The sequence below is a fragment of the Metabacillus sp. GQ13 genome (genome assembly GCF_059758525.1).
In genome coordinates, this window is record NZ_JCAXET010000002.1 from 303,754 (window position 1) to 321,787 (window position 18,034).

An 18,034-nucleotide genomic window follows, 5' to 3' on the forward strand; every position below is an offset into this window, starting at 1 on the left:
GGTAGTAAAACTAGGAATTTTATACAGAGTTAAGTGAAAGAAGGTCTTTGACTAAAATAAAGCATAGAGTATTAATGAATTTCGATCCTTCAATGGAAGAATACATAGTATATGTTGGAACTGGTTTTTAAAAAGGATTAGCAAAAAGAGAGTGAACCTTTTTATATAATTTTACAAATCTAAGGTAAATAAAGAATAGAGGATGATAAGCATGGACTTGAATACATTAATTGCACCTGAACACTATAATATTGCTAATGAAATTGATAAACATTTTTCTCAGAAAACTGCGTTGATTTGGGAAAATGAGCAAGGTGAACAAAAGACTATTTCTTATTCTGAGTTAATTAAAAGGGCAAATAAGCTTGCGAATGGTTTGGGTAATTTAGGATTGTCAAAGGGAGACCGAGTTGTCGTAATGACCACAAGGCTTATTGAATCGTATGTCATATACTTAGCATGTTTAAAGATGGGTGTTATTATTAGTCCTTCCTCTGAGCTGCTTAGAGCAAAGGATTTAGGTTATCGTATAAACCACTCAGAGGCTAAAGCAGTTATATCCTATCATCCATATGTATCAGAATTTGAATCAATAAAAGAAGAGACACCTTTTTTGAAATTCAAGATTGCTTTTGGAGCAGAAGTCCCAGACTGGATTTCAATGGAAAATCTTATGTCAGAAGAGGAAGATACATATAATAATGAGGATACACTTAAAAGTGATTATGCTTTTCTTGCATATACATCTGGAACAACTGGTCTTCCAAAAGGGGTTGCACATAGTCATGGCTGGGGATATGCACACTTACGAATAGCTGCTCCAAAATGGCTTAATATCAGTGAGCAAGATATTGTTTGGGCTACTGCAGCACCTGGATGGCAAAAGTGGGTATGGAGTCCGTTTCTTTCAATATTAGGTTCAGGAGCAACAGGGTTTGTCTATAATGGAAGATTCCATCCACATAAAAACTTGCAGCTTCTTCAGGATAATCAAGTTAATGTCTTGTGTTGTACGCCTACAGAATATCGAATGATGGCAAAATCAGATGATATTTCAACGTTTGGTCTCTCAAAATTACATACAGCAGTCTCTGCGGGAGAAGCATTAAACAGGGAAGTTATTGATGTATTTAAACAACATTTTGACATAAAAATCCGCGATGGTTATGGACAGACTGAAAGTACGCTTTTAATTGCTAATTTAAATGTGAATGATGAAAAGGTCGGATCTATGGGTCAACCTTTGTTAAAAGAATATATCGAGATTGTGGACGAAAATGGTTTACCAGTTCCTATAAATGAAGTAGGAACAATAGCCATTCGAAAAGATTTCCCTGCTCTTTTTGAACTCTATTATAAGGATACTGAAAAGACGAAAAATGCCTACTTAGGTGATTACTTTTTAACGGGTGATCGAGCATCAAGGGATAAAGATAATTATTTTTGGTTCCAAGGCAGAAATGATGATGTCATTATTAGCTCAGGTTATACAATTGGGCCATTCGAAGTTGAAGATGCTCTGACAAAACATCGATCAGTTAAAGAATGCGCAGTTGTTGCCTCACCAGATCCTATTAGGGGAAATGTTGTCAAAGCTTTTGTTGTATTAAAAGATGGAGTTGCTCATACAGATGAACTGAAAAAGGAACTCCAACAATTTGCAAAAAACTTAACAGCTCCGTATAAGTATCCTCGAATCATCGAGTTTATCGAGGCACTTCCTAAAACAGATTCTGGGAAAATTCGCCGTGTAGAGTTAAGAAAATAGTTTCTTTTTGAAACCATATAGCAATAAACGATCCCAAAGATTCATGCATAGCATGGATCTTTTTTTCACCTTAAACCTTTGAACGATTCAACTAAAAAGCATTTATTGATGTGTAACTTAATATTAATGGTAATAAGAATGTTATTTTTAAAACTTAAGAAGCTACATATTTTAACTAAATGGATAATGAATATATGGAGGTTCAAATATATGTTCACACACACCGTTCAAACTGGTGATACTCTGTTTTCAATTAGTAAAAGGTATGATACATCTGTCGATTTACTGCGAAGCGTCAATGGACTCGTGGAAACGAACATTGTTCCGGGTCAATCGCTTCTTATCCCCCTTTATGTGTATACGGTTCAACCAGGTGACTCACTCACCATGATTGCTAGAAAAGCATATGTTTCCGTAGAACAATTACGAACGTCAAATTCTCCACTTAATCTAAATAATTTACAACCAGGAATGAAATTAAGTATCCCTGACATCTCGAATTATATAGCAGGGACGTTGACTTATTATGTCGTTCAAAGTCCAGAACGTGACCGTACCTTAATCAATGATTTCGCTCCATATGCATCTTCCATTGCAATGTTTGATTACCACTTTGCAGCGAATGGAGATATTGTCAACGATCTAAACGATTTGGTTGCGATTGAAACGACTTGGAGGAACCGAGTAACACCACTTGTTACCATTACTAATTTGACTTCAGAAGGATTTAGTTCAGACCTTGTTAAGCAAGTACTAAATAACCCCACATCAAGAACAAATTTAGTCAATAATATCTATTATCTAGTAGCTAGAAAAGGATATGGTGGAGTAAATATTGATTTTGAACGTGTAAGGGAAGAAGATCGAGATCTATATACAGGTTTTTTGCGGCAATTAAGGGATCGTTTTAAACCAGCAGGATACGTTTTGACGGTAGCGGTACCAGCAAAAACGAGCGAGGATATTCCTTGGTTAAAAGGATATGATTTTGGAGGTATTGGTTCGGTGGTCAATTTTATGTTTATCATGGCATATGATTGGCATCATGCTGGGAGTGAACCTGGACCTGTTGCTCCGATAACTGAGGTAAGAAAAACAATAGAATTTTCTATCAATCAAGTTCCACGAAGAAAAATAATACTTGGCGTACCTTTATACGGATATGATTGGATCGTTCCACATAGACCAGGTGATATTGCACCCGCTATTTCAAATGAGAATTCAATTAAAACAGCAATGCGATACCAGTCTCCTATACAATATTCAGAGGAATATCAATCTCCCTTTTTTCGGTATCGTGATCAGCAAGGACAACATGAAGTGTGGTTTGAAGATGTCAGGAGCATGAGTGCTAAGATGATGTTAGTTCGACAGTATGGATTACAATCAATTGGAGCTTGGCAATTAACTCTAGGATTCCCCCAAGGACCATGGCTATTAACGAAGTTCTTTACTATAAGGAAGGTCTAAATTAGCAAAATATTAATGTTATGTTTGGGTCGAAAAGATACATCATTAGAAAAATGAAGCCGACTACTCTATTCAAAGAATGAACTGCACCCCAATTGTAAGATCTGTCTAACAATTGGAGTGCAGTTCAGTTCAGAATAATCGGCTTTTTTATATTTTATACTTTTGAATAGCAATTGTGATAAGGTTATTCCATTTGTGATTTGTGCTCGTTCATTATAGAACGACTCAATTGCTTTCATTTTTTATTGATAGATAAGGAGATAGGGGAAACTCTTCTTCTGGTGCTTTTACAGACTGATGTAATTGTTGATAATGGACAGTTGTTCCAGTCAAAATTTATCCTATCTATTCCGTTTCTCTTTAATTCCAATTATCACTCCATAGGTGTTCCCTTTTTATAATAAATAGCCCGGTAATTATGAATAGAGTCTATTAATTAATGGATTTTATGTAATATTTATTTGTTTTGTGGTAAAATCTTTCACATCAAGTTTATGTGATATATTAATAGTTAGTTTATTAGAATGTAAGGGTTTTCTTGAAGGCGGGAGACTATATGTTTTTTTCTTTGCGTAATCGAATTTTTATTATTTTCACGTTATTGTTAACAATTCCATTCCTACTTTTGTCGATCATTATTCCAAGTTGGTTTACGTCGATTATGGAAGAACAAACTAAGAATTCTACTGTTGAAATGATGGATCAGTATTCACTATATATTGATTCAATTACCAGACAAGCAGAGGATCTTGGGAAACAGGTACTTGTAAATCAAACAACCCAACAGTGGTTAAAGGTAGAGGAAGGGCAATCGGGAGCTACAAGGGATCAGCGTTTATTAATGAAAAATCAACTTAAAATGCAGTTATCATCAATGATGATTAACAACTCAAATTCAATGTCAATTTCTGTGTTTCTCAATGACGATGATGGTACTGGTACTTGGGGGAATAATCCTTCTTTAAAGAATATGGAGTGGTTCAAGGATTTTTCAAATAATGATCAACGATGGGTAAAAAAACATATAGATGCTTATCAGCAGCACCAATATATGCGGGAGAGTATGATAAATAGTTATCTAATTCCTCTTTTTGATATGTATACATTAGAATTATCAGGAATTATTAAGGTTAATTTTCCTTCTTCGTTGCTAGAAACAGCATTAAGTAAAATCAAGCTCGGGGACAATGGTCGAGTGTATTTATTAAATAGTGAGGGAGAAAACGTACTGCCGGGGCAGGTGCAGACTCCAAAATATGTACTAAATCAAAGCTTAGATATAATACCGCAGGGAAAACATGATAAAGGTTTAATAGAAATTGACTATAATGGTGAGGATTACCTTGTTTTTTTTCAAAAGTTAAAAATTGGAGATTGGGTTTTATTTACTGAAATTACTAAGTCTGAGTTATTCTCAAAAATTGATCAATTGCAAAAGAACTTGTTCATAACATGTGCATTCATTTTCTTATTAACAATTGTCGTATCTTATTTACTTTCTTCAAATATCGTAAGTCCTCTTGAAAAGCTAACTAGAGCAATGGGCTTTATTGAAAGTGGAGATTTTTTAGGAGCAAAGCGTTTTATACCTTCAATTAAATCAAATAATCATGAAGTTGGTTATTTAATAAAAGTTTTCGATCATACAATTGATCGATTAAACCATTTAATTGAAACAGAGTATGAGGCAAATATACGAAGAAAAGATGCAGAATACAAAGCATTGTTATTACAAATTAATCCGCATTTTATGAATAATACCCTAGAAATAATCGGGGGACTAGCAGTCCAAGGGAAAAATAAAGAGGTAATGAATGTAAGTATTTATTTAGGGCGTATGATGAGGTATTCTCTTAATACTCATAGTGATGTTGTCAAATTAGGTGAAGAAATTAATTATATAAAGAATTTTACTGATATTTTAAAAGTAAGATATGAAGACGCAATCTCTATTGAAATTGATGAGGATCCGGAAACAAAAGACCTTCCAATTATTAAGTTTATCATACAGCCACTCGTTGAAAACGCAGTTAAATATAGTTTCATAGAAAATAAATATGCTGCAATAAAAATCAAGACAGAGAAGAGAAAAGATCAAATCTATATAGTAGTCGAAGATAATGGAGTGGGTATGTCTAATGAAATCATTTCAGACCTATTGAATACAGAGAAAAATAATGAAACAAATAATGTATTGAATAGTTTTGGGAACAGCATTGGTCTGAAAAATGTGCTTGGCCGTCTGAAGTTATATTATGGTCCGAAATTTTCATATGATATACATTCAGAAATGAAAGTAGGCACAAGGATTACATTGTGTATAAAAGTTACTAAGGGGGATATACATGATGAAGGTAATGATCACAGATGATGAGATCCAAATTCGTAAAGGGCTACGAATGAAAGTTGAGTGGGAAGAAGAAGGTTTCCATATTGTTGAAGAGGCTTCAAATGGACAAGAAGCTCTTGATATATTAAAGAAAATTGAGATAGATATTGTTATTACAGACGTGAGAATGCCGATCATGGATGGCATGGAATTTGTTAAGCGGTGTCATATTGAACATTCAAATGTAAAAGTCATCGTTTTATCAGGTTATTCGGATTATGAATATGTAAGGTCCTCTATGATAGAAGGGGTTAAAGACTATTTATTAAAACCTGTAGCTCCTGATGAATTAGTTGACGTTTTAAAAAGAGTTCGGACTGAAATTGAGGTAGAAAAGAAGAATCAAATTGAATCAGATCGGATGAGTCAGCTTGTTCACAGTCAGTTAGAAGAAATGCGAGAACAGTACTTACTGCATTTGGTGAAAGAAGAATGGTCTGAACTCAATATGGCTATTGAGAGACTGCACCAGTTACGGTTGGAGGATTTCACTAACAAAAACATACAGGTTCAGTTTGTGACGGTGGAAATTAGAGGATCGGATGCTTATCCAAATCAATTAAAGGAACTTTGGCTCCCTTTTAGGATGATGTGCAGGGAAATATCAAAACGGCATGAAGGAACGTACACATTTTATGACGCAAGTTATGCAAATATGATGCACTTTATCATTCATCGTGTGGATTCTGAACAGTTCATTCATCCATCCTACTTAGTAAAAGATGTGCAGCGATATGTAAAAGAATTCATGGATTTAGAAACAGTAATAGGGATCGGTAATGTTGTTACTGGTCTTACAGAATTTAAGAATGGTTATATATCGGCTTTACTTTCTTGGAGTCAAAGTCAGTTGGGCTCACATTCACAGGTTATAGAAGGGCCAGTAAACAAAGCCATGCATAATTTTTCGCCTGATTCTGAGAAAAAATTAATTAACTCTATTGAAAATGTGAATTATAAAGCTTTCAAAAATAATATGGATTTGATACTGGGAGAAAAGAATAATCAATCTATTATGACCTTTTCTATTGTTGCTAATAGGGTTTTATTTTTATTAGGTTCTCTTGCAAGAAAATACGATACCGACACTATCGGCATAAATAAAGCGATATGGAATTGCCAACAGAAGATATGGGAACTTAATTCTCATAGCAGTGTCATAGACCAGCTCAATCATTTGGCGAACTCAATTATTAGAAAGGTTCATGAATCCCGTTGTTCATCAAATGGATCGGTAATCGTCGAAAATGTGCGTCGTTATTTGGACAAACATTACGCCAATGAAATTTCGCTGACGGCTTTATCAGAACAGTTTCATATAAATAGTGCCTATTTATCTGAAATGTTTAAAAATCATATCGGTCAAAATTTTAGTGATTATCTTATTAATTTAAGAATGAATAATGCTCAAGTATTATTGAAAGATCAACAACTAAAAATAATCGATGTAGCCTATCTAGTTGGTTTTTCTAACTCGGGTTATTTTAGTACAGTATTTAAAAAATATTATGGTCAGACTCCTGTTGAATTCCGTAAATCACTAAATATAGACCAATAAATGTTGGTGAAGAAAGGGAACCGTATGAAAAAGAGGATAGCTTTCATTATTTTATTAATCATTGTTATCATAGCAACAGGATATACTTTGTCTTTTTTATTCACAGTCTCTAGCGATCAAAATGAAAGGGTTGAGAGAAATAATACTGATAAAGATAAAATACAATTAACTTTTTGGCGGAATTACGGAACAAAGTCAGAAAACAATGCTTATAATGAGTTAATATCAACTTTTGAGTTGTCACACCCATCCCTTGACATTAAAATGGTTTCTATTCCATATGGTGACTACGAATTGAGATTGAGAACTGAAATTGTAGCAGGAAATCCACCAGATATTATGTCTATAGACAGTCCGAACTTGGCACTATATGCAAATTCAGGATCGCTTTTATCAATGGATCAATACATGAGAACCGATGGAAATATCAAGGATATACCTTCTTCTACCCTAGAGGGATTAACTTTTGAAAATGAAATTTTCCTTTCTCCAATCGTAGAATCTGGAGTAGCACTATTTTATAATAGGCGGCTTTTCAAAAAGGCTGGTGTGCCATACCCTTCAAAAGATCCAAATGAACCAATGACTTGGGATGAGGTTTTAAGCATTGCAAAAAAAATAAACAATCCTTCTAAAAATATTTTTGGAATTGACCCAGCTCAGGGGTTTAACGATGGAGAATCCCCAGCTTATTTTAAGCTACCACTTCTGTGGCAATTCGGAGCAGAAGTTTTAAGTCCTGATGCAAAAACAGCAGATGGATATTTAAATTCTGATAAGGCTTTGGAAGCACTGCAATTTTATCAGGATCTTTATCAGAAAGATAGAGTTGCAGCGGTTGAGTTACCACCAGACCCTTTTGTTTCCGGAAATCTTGCTATGACTGTGTTAGGTTCTTGGACATTGGTAGACTATGAAAAGAATTTTCCGGAATTTAAATTAGGAGAAGATTTTGGGATAGCCCCCTTGCCAAGGGCAGTAAGTCAAGTTGCACCAAACGGAGGATGGGCTCTTGGAATCTCGTCAAAGACAAAATATCCTGAGGAAGCGTGGGAATTCATTAAATATGTTACTAGTTTTGAAGGATCAAAAAAGTATGTAGAAGTAACAGGTGATATACCAGCGAGATATTCGGTGGCAAATGAGTTTCCTGACCTTAATAAATACCCTAAAAATATATTTGTACAACAAGCACAAAAACACTCGAAAAACCGACCAATAACACCAGCCTATCCCGTTGTCAGTGATGCGATTAAAAAATTATTTGAGGATGTTGGAATTGGCGGGGAAAATGTAAGGACTGCAGCGGAAGAAGCTGTAGAAAAAATTAATAATGGTTTAACCGATATACAGAGCGATTAAGATGTTACATGCAAACCTCTAGTTTTCTAACTAGGGGTTTTTGTCATTTCAGAAGTTATAAAATTCCCAAAATATTTAAATACTTATAACCAAAGATATTGAAATATTCTTCCTACCGCCTTTGCTATAGTAGAAATCATATAAAGAACTGCAAAACGAAAGGGGAAGCGGATTCTCATCTGTCGATATTGAGTCCTATAGAAAATTGTTAATTAAGGGAGGTTAAGAGATTGCAAGAATTAGTAAACGTAGAAAAAGAAACAGATGTTCAGGTGAACAATAGTATACAAACAAAATCGAAATGGAAAGGTCAATTCGAGTATATAAAAAAGAATTACTTTTTATATTTGCTAATTGCCCCTGCAATTATTTTAACGATACTTTTTAAGTATGTACCGATGTATGGGGCTATTATTGCCTTTAAAGATTTTAGTACGATAAAAGGAATTTTAGGTAGTGAGTGGGTAGGTCTTAAGCATTTTACAGATTTTCTTACATCACCTAACTTTGAAACAATCTTTATGAGCACACTCAAACTTAGTTTGTTTGGTTTAATACTTGGCTTTCCCATCCCAATCCTATTAGCGTTAATGATAAATCAGGTACGTAGAACAGTTATGAAGAAAAATGTACAGCTTATCTTGTATCTTCCAAATTTTATTTCTGTGGTTGTAATTGTCGGGATGTTATTCATTTTTCTATCACCAACAGGACCAATTAATAACATGATTGCCTTTATAACAGGAACACCTGTTATGTTTATGTCCGAACCAGAATATTTTCGGTCAATCTATATCTTATCGGGTATTTGGCAGGGAGCAGGTTGGGCATCGATTGTCTATGTTGCAGCTTTGGCAAATGTAGACCCTGAATTGCATAACGCTGCAACGCTTGATGGGGCAAATATTTTTCAAAGAATTATTCATATTGATTTACCAACACTTAAGCCATTAATGGCGATTCTCTTGATCTTAGGTGCAGGCGGTATTATGGCAATAGGTTTTGAAAAAGCATATTTAATGCAAACCGCAATGAATATACCTACATCTGAAATTCTACCAACTTATGTATATAAAGTAGGATTACAAGCAGGTGATTACGCATATTCCACTGCTGTTGGACTGTTTAATTCGGTTATTAACGTTATCCTGCTAGTTTTTGTGAATTTTGTCGTTAAGAAGTTAAATGAAGGTGAAGGTTTATATTAATAGAAAGGAGTCTTTCAAATGATTAGACATACTCGCATGGATCGCATCATCCTAAATTTAAATAGTATATTCTTATGTTTAGCTGTTTTAGTCATTTTGGTTCCTTTGGTATATGTCGTAATTGCTTCATTCATGGATCCAACAGTGCTATTAAATCAAGGTTTATCATTCAACTTTTCAGATTGGAGTCTTGAGGGATATAAGCGGATTTTATCAGATGATGCGATGGTTAGAGGGTTTCTAAATGCAATGCTTTATTCTGTTGGTTTTGCAATAATAACAGTTGTTGTTTCTGTTTTTGCAGCCTTTCCATTATCAATTAAAGGTTTCGTCGGAAAAAACTTCTTTATGACACTGTTTTTGATTACGATGTTCTTTAGTGGTGGTTTAATTCCAACATATTTAGTTGTAAAGGATTTAGGAATGCTAAACACGGTATGGGCAATTGTACTCCCAGGTTCCGTGAATGTTTGGAATATTATTTTAGCAAGAACTTATTTTAAAGGAATTCCAAATGAATTACATGAAGCAGCAAAAGTGGATGGTGCATCGGATTTACTTATCTTTTTCAAGATTGTGTTACCGCTGTCAAAGCCAATCATATTTGTATTAGCGCTATATGCATTCGTTGGTCAATGGAATTCATACTTTGATGCGATGATTTACCTTGAGGACCCTGACTTGCATCCATTGCAGTTAGTATTACGATCAATTTTAATTCAAAATCAGGCAGAACCAGGGATGATTAGTGATCAGTTAGCGATGGCTGAGCTAGCAAAGGTTTCCGAGATGATCAAATATTCAGCAATAGTTATTTCAAGCCTTCCATTAATTATTATGTATCCATTTTTCCAAAAATACTTTGAAAAAGGTGTCATGGTAGGTTCATTAAAATAATGACCTAATTAGACATAGATTTGTACATGATTACAAGACTATAGGGGGTTTTATTATGAAAAATGTAAAAAAATTCGTGTGTTCTTCTGCTGTTGCCTTTTTGTTACTTTCTGGATGTAGTAGTAAAAATACATCCTCATCTGAGGATTATGAACTTTCTGGTATTTCCTTTCCATTAAAGGAAGAAGCTACATTGAAGTTTATTACACAAAGTTCACCATTAGCCCCAGAAGATCCTAATGAAAAGTTAATTTATCAACGGTTAGAAGAGGAAACCGGGGTCCATATTGAATGGAAAAACTATACAAACGATGTCTTTGTTGAAAAAAGGAACTTAGGGGTTGCGAGTGGTGATCTTCCAGATGCAATAATGGATGCTGGCTACAGTGACTATGATTTACTAAAACTTGCAAAAGATGGTGCGATTATTCCTGTTGAAAATTTAATAGAGAAATATATGCCGAATTTACAAAAGGTATTAGATGCATCACCTGAGTATAAAGCGATGATTACAGCTCCAGATGGACATATTTATTCATTTCCATGGATAGAGGAACTAGGTACAGGAAAAGAAAATATTCATTCAATTGACGATTTTCCTTGGATAAATGTGGAATGGTTAAATAAATTAGGATTAGAAATGCCAAAAACAACAGAGGAGTTAAAACAAGTATTAGCTGCTTTTAAAACTCAAGATCCAAATGGTAATGGGGAAGCCGATGAAATTCCAATGTCTTTTATTATTAACCACGGTGGAGAAGATCCAGCCTTCTTATTTGGCTCCTTTGGTTTAGGTGATAACTGGGATCACACTGTTGTTAGTAATGAGGGGGAAGTATTGTATACAGCTGCTGACGAAGGCTATAAGGAAGCGATTGCATATTTTGCTGATTTATATAAGGAGGGATTAATCGATATTGAGGCATTTGAACATGATTGGAATACGTTTCTTGCAAAAGGAAAGGACCAGCGTTACGGTATGTATTTCACATGGGATAAAGCAAATATTACAGGTATGAATGATAAATATGAGTTAATGCCTCCTCTAGCAGGTCCAGGTGGCCATATTAATGCAACTAGAACAAATGGAATGGGCTTTGATCGAGGGAGAATGGTTATTACAAGTGCCAATAAAAATCTTGAATTAACAGCGAAATGGATTGATCAATTATATGATCCCCTTCAGTCAGTTCAAAACAACTGGGGTACTTATGGGGATAAAGAACAACAAAACATTTTCGAATTTAATGAAGCAGAAAAAATGTTAAAGCATTTGCCGCTGGAAGGAGCAGCTCCAGTTGAATTAAGGCAAAAAACAAGTATCAACGGACCATTAGCCATTTTAGATGAATATTACGGTACTGTTACAACGAAACCTGAAGATGCTGCTTGGAGATTAGATTTAATGAAAGAGGTTATGGTCCCTCATATGACAGCAGAAAATATATATCCAAAAGTATTTTTTTCTATAGAAGAACTTGATAAACTAGCTACGATTGAAGCAGATTTGCTTGCTTATGTTAATAGAAAAAGAGCAGAGTGGATGGTAAGTGGCAAGGTAGAAACAGAATGGGATGAATATTTAACAGAATTAGACCGACTTGGCTTACAAGAATGGTTGGAAATTAAACAAACAGGCTATGATCGAAATCTACAAAATCAATAGATAGATATAAATAAACCTGGGCTGAATTGTTTATCATAGGTACCCTTAAATAGATTAGTAAATTGCAAGATTGAAATAGAATACACACATACTAGTTAGTTAAAATTTAATGGGTGAAAGCTTCCCTAAAAAGGAGAAACGAAAAATGGTACAAAAAATCAAAGAACAGTATCGCCCCCAATTTCATTTTTCACCAAAAGAAAAATGGATGAACGATCCTAACGGAATGGTATTTTTCAAAGATGAATACCATTTGTTTTACCAATACCACCCGTTTGATACGATTTGGGGTCCTATGCATTGGGGACATGCTGTTAGTAAAGATCTAATTCATTGGGAACATCTTCCTATATCATTATATCCTGATGAACACGGAACGATTTTCTCAGGAAGTGCTGTCGTTGATTGGAATAATACATCTGGATTTTTCGATGATCAACCAGGGTTGGTTGCAATATTTACAAGTAATGATACGTATCAAGATTCTGAACGGATACGCCAAAGGCAAAGTTTAGCGTATAGCAAAGACAGTGGAAGGACCTGGGTAAAGTATGAAGGTAATCCTGTACTTGCAGATGTTAATATAACGGATTATCGTGATCCTAAAGTTTTTTGGCATAGCGAGTCAAATAAATGGGTTATGGTATTAGCAACTGGACAATCAGTCACAATTTACAGATCTTCAAACTTAAAAGAATGGGAGTTTGCAAGTGAATTCGGCAATAAAGAAGGTTCACATGATGGTGTTTGGGAATGTCCTGATCTCTTTCAACTACCAGTGGATGATGAAGGGAACAATCAAAAATGGGTCATGTTAGTCAGTATTGGTGATAACCACGATTTTAAAGAAGGTTCAAGAACACAATACTTTATTGGTCAATTTGATGGGGGAATATTTGAAAATGAGAACGATGCAGAAACTGTTTTATGGTTAGATTATGGTAGAGATAATTATGCAGGTGTAAGCTGGTCTGATATCCCTTCTCAAGATGGTAGGAGAATTTACATAGGATGGATGAGCAACTGGCGCTATGCGAATCAAGTTCCAACGAAAGAATGGCGAAGTGCGATGACACTTCCAAGAGAGTTGTCTTTAATATCTAAATTAGAAGAAGTTCGCTTAGTTCAAAAACCAGTATCAGAAATAAGTACTATAAAAAGAGATACTAGTTTCCATGATGAATTTACAATAGAATCGAACAATCAAGTAGCTTTAGTCACGACTAATCATCCAATGGAGATTTGTATTGAGTTTGAAAAGGGAAGTTCAACTGATTTTGGTTTGATCATTCAACATTCTAAGAGTGAAAAAACAATTATTAATTATGACGTTTATAAGGACATGTTATCTGTTGATCGGAATAATTCTGGAGAGAGTAGCTTCTCAACATCTTTTCCAGCAATACAAGAAGCTCCTTTGAAGATGGATAATAATAGGATAAAACTTCTAGTCTTTATTGATACTTCATCAATCGAGGTATTTGCCAATGATGGGGAAATCGCGATTACTAGCTTACTATTTCCAAGTGAGATCTGTCAACAACTTACTTTTTTTTCAAATAAAGGAAGTACTAAAGTCCCAACTTTAACACTAACTGAATTAGATTCAATATGGAATCGTTAAAAGAATACGTAATTCATTGAAGCTCTAATCGAGTATTTGGTTAGAGCTTCATTCTTGACTACGAATGGTTGTGAGTTTAGATCCGGAAGTGATCTCGATTAGGAAGGTGGAAATTAAGTGAATTCATCAATCATTTGCATTGGGGAAGTGCTAATTGATTTTTTCTGTACAGATGTAGATATTAGTTTAATGAATGGTCAGAATTTTGTAAAACAGGCCGGGGGAGCACCTGCAAATGTATGTGCTGCTATAGCGAAATTAGGGGGGAGTTCCCTTTTTTGTGGAAAGGTGGGAAATGATCCGTTTGGCCATTTTCTAAAGAAAACGCTTGATGATTTGAGTGTTGATACATCGATGCTTGTCCTTGATGATGATCATCGAACAACGATAGCATTTGTATCATTAAAAGCAAACGGGGAAAGAGATTTTATTTTTAATCGTGGTGCAGATGCGTTCTTGTCTGAAGCTGAAATTAATGTAGAAAATCGAAAGACATCTCCTATTATTCATTTTGGTTCAGCTACAGCATTATTAGACGATCCTTTTCAAACTACTTATTTAAACCTAATGAAATCTGCAAAGGAAGAAGGGAAGTTTATCTCATTTGATCCTAATTTTAGAATGGACCTATGGAAGGAAAGAACTGAAGATTTTGTTGATTTAGCAAAACAGGGAATTGTCTTGGCAGATTTTATAAAGGTAAGTGATGATGAATTAAAAATAATTACTAGAAAAAATGATGCATTAGAAGGAATAGCGTTTCTACATGAAATTGGTGCAGGAGTAGTCGCTGTTACTTTAGGAAAAGAAGGAACATTAGTATCTAATGGTGAGAATCATGAAGTAGTTCCAAGTATTAAAATTGATGCACTCGATTCAACTGGTGCTGGAGATGCTTTTGTAGGAGCAACACTCTTTCAATTAGCTCAAGAGGAAAATCCAAGAAAAGTAATAAGGAACTTTGAACAGCTCAAAACGTTCATTTCATTTAGTAATAAAGTAGGAGCTCTTGTTTGTACGAAAGTGGGCGCAATTTCTGCGATCCCTCATTTGCAATTATTAATTCCGAAAAGGTAATCACAAATAGGTAAAAGGTATAGACGGGTTTTCCTCCGTCTATACCTCCATTTAATACTCTTAATGTAAGCGTTTAATAATTTCGTTAGGAGGTAGGCCTACATTAAATCGTTATAAAAATAACATAGATTAATAACAATGAGTTATGGTGGAATGCTTCCATGCAAGCAAGCAAGGATAGCACCACATTTAATAGGAGGTATTATATGTTTTTGATGAAGAAAAGGTATGTTCTGACTTTAGTAATAGCGATGATATTCGTAGTAGGATTAGATAGAAACGTCATGGGAAATGTAGTTGAGGAGGATCCAAATATGAATGGAGTAGGAGACGTTGCTTCAGCAGATTACTATTCGGAGAAATACCGCCCACAATACCATTTTTCAACGCCTACGGGTAGACTTGCTGATCCGAACGGACTCATTTACTTCGAAGGTGAATATCATTTGTTCCATCAGAAAATGGGAACGTGGGCACATGCTGTCAGTAAGGATATGCTACATTGGGAGCACCTTCCAATTGCATTAGAGCATGATGAGTTAGGACAAGCGTTATCCGGTACAGTCGTTGTAGATTGGAATGATACAACTGGTTTTTTCGATGGTGAAGCTGGATTAGTAGCAATTTACACGAATACAAACGGTGGCGAAGCCCAAAGTATCGCCTATAGTAAAGATAACGGCCGAACGTGGAAACGATACGATGGAAATCCAGTGATAGAAAATCCGGGTATTAAGGATTTTCGCGACCCAAAAGTGTTCTGGCATGAAGATACAGAAAAATGGGTCATGGTTGTTTCAACCGATAAAAGTGTAACCTTTTATAATTCAGATAATTTGATTGATTGGGAATATCAGAGTCTCTTTGGCGATGGACAAGGCTCACATGTTGCTGTATGGGAATGTCCAGAATTATTCCGTTTACCAGTTGACGGTGATGAAGATAATCAAAAATGGGTGCTTCATGTCAGTGTTGGTGATAATCATATAACTGATGGTTCGACTGCACAATATTTTATTGGGGAATTTGATGGCTATGAATTCAATAATATTAACTCACCTGAAAAAGTCCTAATTACAGATTTTGGTCAAGATTTTTACGCAGCTCAATCATTTAACAATATTCAAGAGGAAGATGGTCGTCGCATTTGGTTGGGTTGGATGGCAAACTGGCGCTACCCATACCAGTCACCAACTGAACCTTGGATGGGCTCAATGTCGATTCCCCGAGAGTTATCTTTAAGAACAATTGAGGATGGTAGCATTCGTTTATTCCAGGAGCCAATTAGTGAAATTGAGAGCCTTCGTGCAACCGAGCATTTAGTTGATGCCTTTACACTGGAGGGAGAACGAGAAATCAGTGATTTTTCTGGAACAACTTACGAATTTGAAGCAATTATCGAATGGGATGAAGTTGAAGAATTTGGTATTCGCCTACGACAATCAGAAGAGGAAGGAACAGTCGTAGGGGTTGATACGAAAAAGCAAACCGTTTTTCTTGATAGATCTAAGGGAGGACTTGATACGTTGATTGATCGCAATGGCGACGTATTTAAGTTCGGAAAACGTTTTGATACAGACTTTCCTACAGAGAGGAAACAGATTAAAATTCGTGGCCTTGTGGATGAATCATCAGTTGAAATCTTTATAAATGAAGGAGAATTTACTTTCACGAATCTAATTTACACGAAACCGACAAATAGCGGAATTGAACTATATACAAAGGGTGGCAGTGTTGATGTTGTCTTACTCGATTTCTTTCATTTACATTCAACCTGGCGTGATGCTCCACCCGAGAGTGAAGTGGAGAGAATTGTTGTTAGCGAAGAGCAGGTAGATTTAGAAGTTGGAGAGTCTGTTGAAATCCAAGCAAACGTAAAGCCAGATTGGCTATCTGAACCAGAGTCGTTTGTGTGGGAGGTAGCTGAACAAGATCATATAGAAATCGATGAAATTGATGGATCAACCGTATCGATAACAGGAGTTAATCCGGGTGAAACTACTGTAACCATTCGTGATTCGAAAAGAAAAAAGTCGAAAGAAATGACCGTTAGTGTCTCAGATGGTAATGGCTCAGACTATATTAATGGCTGGGGAGCTTCCCCAGTGAATGGATCAATGTCGGGAAATTGGGATATCATTGATGATGAAAACGTAACGAGTCTGCTTGGAAATGCTGATAACTGGACCGAGATTTTTAAAGAACAGGTTGTTACAGGTGATTTCAGTGTATCAACTGATATCAAATGGTTAGATCAAGGTAATGAAGGTTACCCAAAATACGGTATTGTTATTACGGATGAAGAAAACACATCTGTGACTTCATTCCTCAATATAAATATTAATCAATTAGAAACCTTTGCGAAATATAGTCAGGAAGATCTCGGTTGGGAGGGTGCTACGTTACCCATAGGGACAAATCTTAGGGAACCACAAACATTAAAGGTTGATAAATCTGGTAATACCTTTACATTTTATTTTAATGACGAGAAAATGTTTGAAAGAACAGTAGAAATGGCTGGTGACATGAGTGTGGGTCTTGTAAATATCAATACTAAAGCAGAATTTACAAATTATTCAATAGAAGAAGGTTCAGGAGAAGAAGGTTCAGGAGAAGAAGGTTCAGGAGAAGAAGGTTCAGGAGAAGAAGGTTCAGGAGAAGAAGGTTCAGGAGAAGAAGGTTCAGGAGAAGAAGGTTCAGGAGAAGAAGGTTTAGGAGAAGAAGGTTCAGGAGAAGAAGGTTCAGGAGAAGAAGATTCAGGAGAAGAAGATTTAGGAGAAGAAGATTCAGGTGATGTCGTTTTAGAAGAGACTGACTTAGAGAAAACCTTGCCTGCCACAGCGACAAATAAATTCAATTTATTATTAATAGGATTTGGTTTCATGCTCATAGGTGTTGTGGCATGGATATTTACTAGAAATCGGTTAAAAGTAAACAGTTAAAGTAGATTTTATTGCTGATAAACAGCTTGTAGATCAGTAAAAAACCATCACCATCCATTGATCTACAAGC

Annotated in this window: 11 protein-coding genes; all 11 read left to right on the plus strand. The window is 35.4% G+C overall.

Features of this window, described 5'->3' with window-relative positions:
* Positions 1 to 211 precede the first annotated feature (211 nt).
* The gene (locus AC6CHR_RS03565) at positions 212 to 1,768 is read left to right on the plus strand and encodes an acetate--CoA ligase (protein ID WP_498247111.1); all 1,557 of its coding nucleotides are present in this window, start codon (positions 212 to 214) and stop codon (positions 1,766 to 1,768) included.
* Between the two features lie 210 nt (positions 1,769 to 1,978).
* A complete protein-coding gene (locus tag AC6CHR_RS03570; protein WP_498247112.1) occupies positions 1,979 to 3,238 on the plus strand; it encodes a glycoside hydrolase family 18 protein in 1,260 nt (419 codons plus the stop codon).
* Between the two features lie 559 nt (positions 3,239 to 3,797).
* Positions 3,798 to 5,612 (plus strand): sensor histidine kinase, encoded by a 1,815-nt coding sequence (locus AC6CHR_RS03575; protein WP_498247113.1) that lies wholly within the window; start codon positions 3,798 to 3,800, stop codon positions 5,610 to 5,612.
* Positions 5,590 to 7,188, plus strand: coding sequence for a response regulator transcription factor (locus tag AC6CHR_RS03580; protein ID WP_498247114.1), 1,599 nt, complete (start codon positions 5,590 to 5,592; stop codon positions 7,186 to 7,188). Before AC6CHR_RS03575 ends, AC6CHR_RS03580 begins: the two co-directional genes overlap by 23 nt.
* 24 nt (positions 7,189 to 7,212) lie before the next feature.
* On the plus strand, positions 7,213 to 8,550 hold the full coding sequence (locus tag AC6CHR_RS03585) for an ABC transporter substrate-binding protein (RefSeq protein WP_498247115.1): 1,338 nt from the start codon (positions 7,213 to 7,215) through the stop codon (positions 8,548 to 8,550).
* A gap of 272 nt (positions 8,551 to 8,822) precedes the next feature.
* Positions 8,823 to 9,758, plus strand: a complete 936-nt coding sequence (locus tag AC6CHR_RS03590) for an ABC transporter permease (protein WP_498247194.1) — start codon at positions 8,823 to 8,825, stop codon at positions 9,756 to 9,758.
* A gap of 18 nt (positions 9,759 to 9,776) precedes the next feature.
* Positions 9,777 to 10,655 (plus strand): carbohydrate ABC transporter permease, encoded by an 879-nt coding sequence (locus tag AC6CHR_RS03595; protein ID WP_498247116.1) that lies wholly within the window; start codon positions 9,777 to 9,779, stop codon positions 10,653 to 10,655.
* 55 nt (positions 10,656 to 10,710) lie between these two features.
* On the plus strand, positions 10,711 to 12,321 hold the full coding sequence (locus AC6CHR_RS03600; protein ID WP_498247117.1) for an ABC transporter substrate-binding protein: 1,611 nt from the start codon (positions 10,711 to 10,713) through the stop codon (positions 12,319 to 12,321).
* A gap of 145 nt (positions 12,322 to 12,466) precedes the next feature.
* Positions 12,467 to 13,945 (plus strand): glycoside hydrolase family 32 protein, encoded by a 1,479-nt coding sequence (locus AC6CHR_RS03605; protein ID WP_498247118.1) that lies wholly within the window; start codon positions 12,467 to 12,469, stop codon positions 13,943 to 13,945.
* Between the two features lie 117 nt (positions 13,946 to 14,062).
* Positions 14,063 to 15,022 (plus strand): carbohydrate kinase family protein, encoded by a 960-nt coding sequence (locus AC6CHR_RS03610; RefSeq protein ID WP_498247119.1) that lies wholly within the window; start codon positions 14,063 to 14,065, stop codon positions 15,020 to 15,022.
* Positions 15,023 to 15,228: 206 nt separating this feature from the next.
* A complete protein-coding gene (locus tag AC6CHR_RS03615; protein ID WP_498247120.1) occupies positions 15,229 to 17,964 on the plus strand; it encodes a GH32 C-terminal domain-containing protein in 2,736 nt (911 codons plus the stop codon).
* Positions 17,965 to 18,034: the final 70 nt, after the last annotated feature.

Coding starts and splice junctions, on each gene's coding strand:
- AC6CHR_RS03580 (WP_498247114.1), top strand. CDS start 5,590: ATGAAGGTAATGATCACAGATGATGAGATCCAAATTCGTAAAGGGCTA.
- AC6CHR_RS03575 (WP_498247113.1), top strand. CDS start 3,798: ATGTTTTTTTCTTTGCGTAATCGAATTTTTATTATTTTCACGTTATTG.
- AC6CHR_RS03600 (WP_498247117.1), top strand. CDS start 10,711: ATGAAAAATGTAAAAAAATTCGTGTGTTCTTCTGCTGTTGCCTTTTTG.
- AC6CHR_RS03615 (WP_498247120.1), top strand. CDS start 15,229: ATGTTTTTGATGAAGAAAAGGTATGTTCTGACTTTAGTAATAGCGATG.
- AC6CHR_RS03570 (WP_498247112.1), top strand. CDS start 1,979: ATGTTCACACACACCGTTCAAACTGGTGATACTCTGTTTTCAATTAGT.
- AC6CHR_RS03605 (WP_498247118.1), top strand. CDS start 12,467: ATGGTACAAAAAATCAAAGAACAGTATCGCCCCCAATTTCATTTTTCA.
- AC6CHR_RS03585 (WP_498247115.1), top strand. CDS start 7,213: ATGAAAAAGAGGATAGCTTTCATTATTTTATTAATCATTGTTATCATA.
- AC6CHR_RS03595 (WP_498247116.1), top strand. CDS start 9,777: ATGATTAGACATACTCGCATGGATCGCATCATCCTAAATTTAAATAGT.
- AC6CHR_RS03565 (WP_498247111.1), top strand. CDS start 212: ATGGACTTGAATACATTAATTGCACCTGAACACTATAATATTGCTAAT.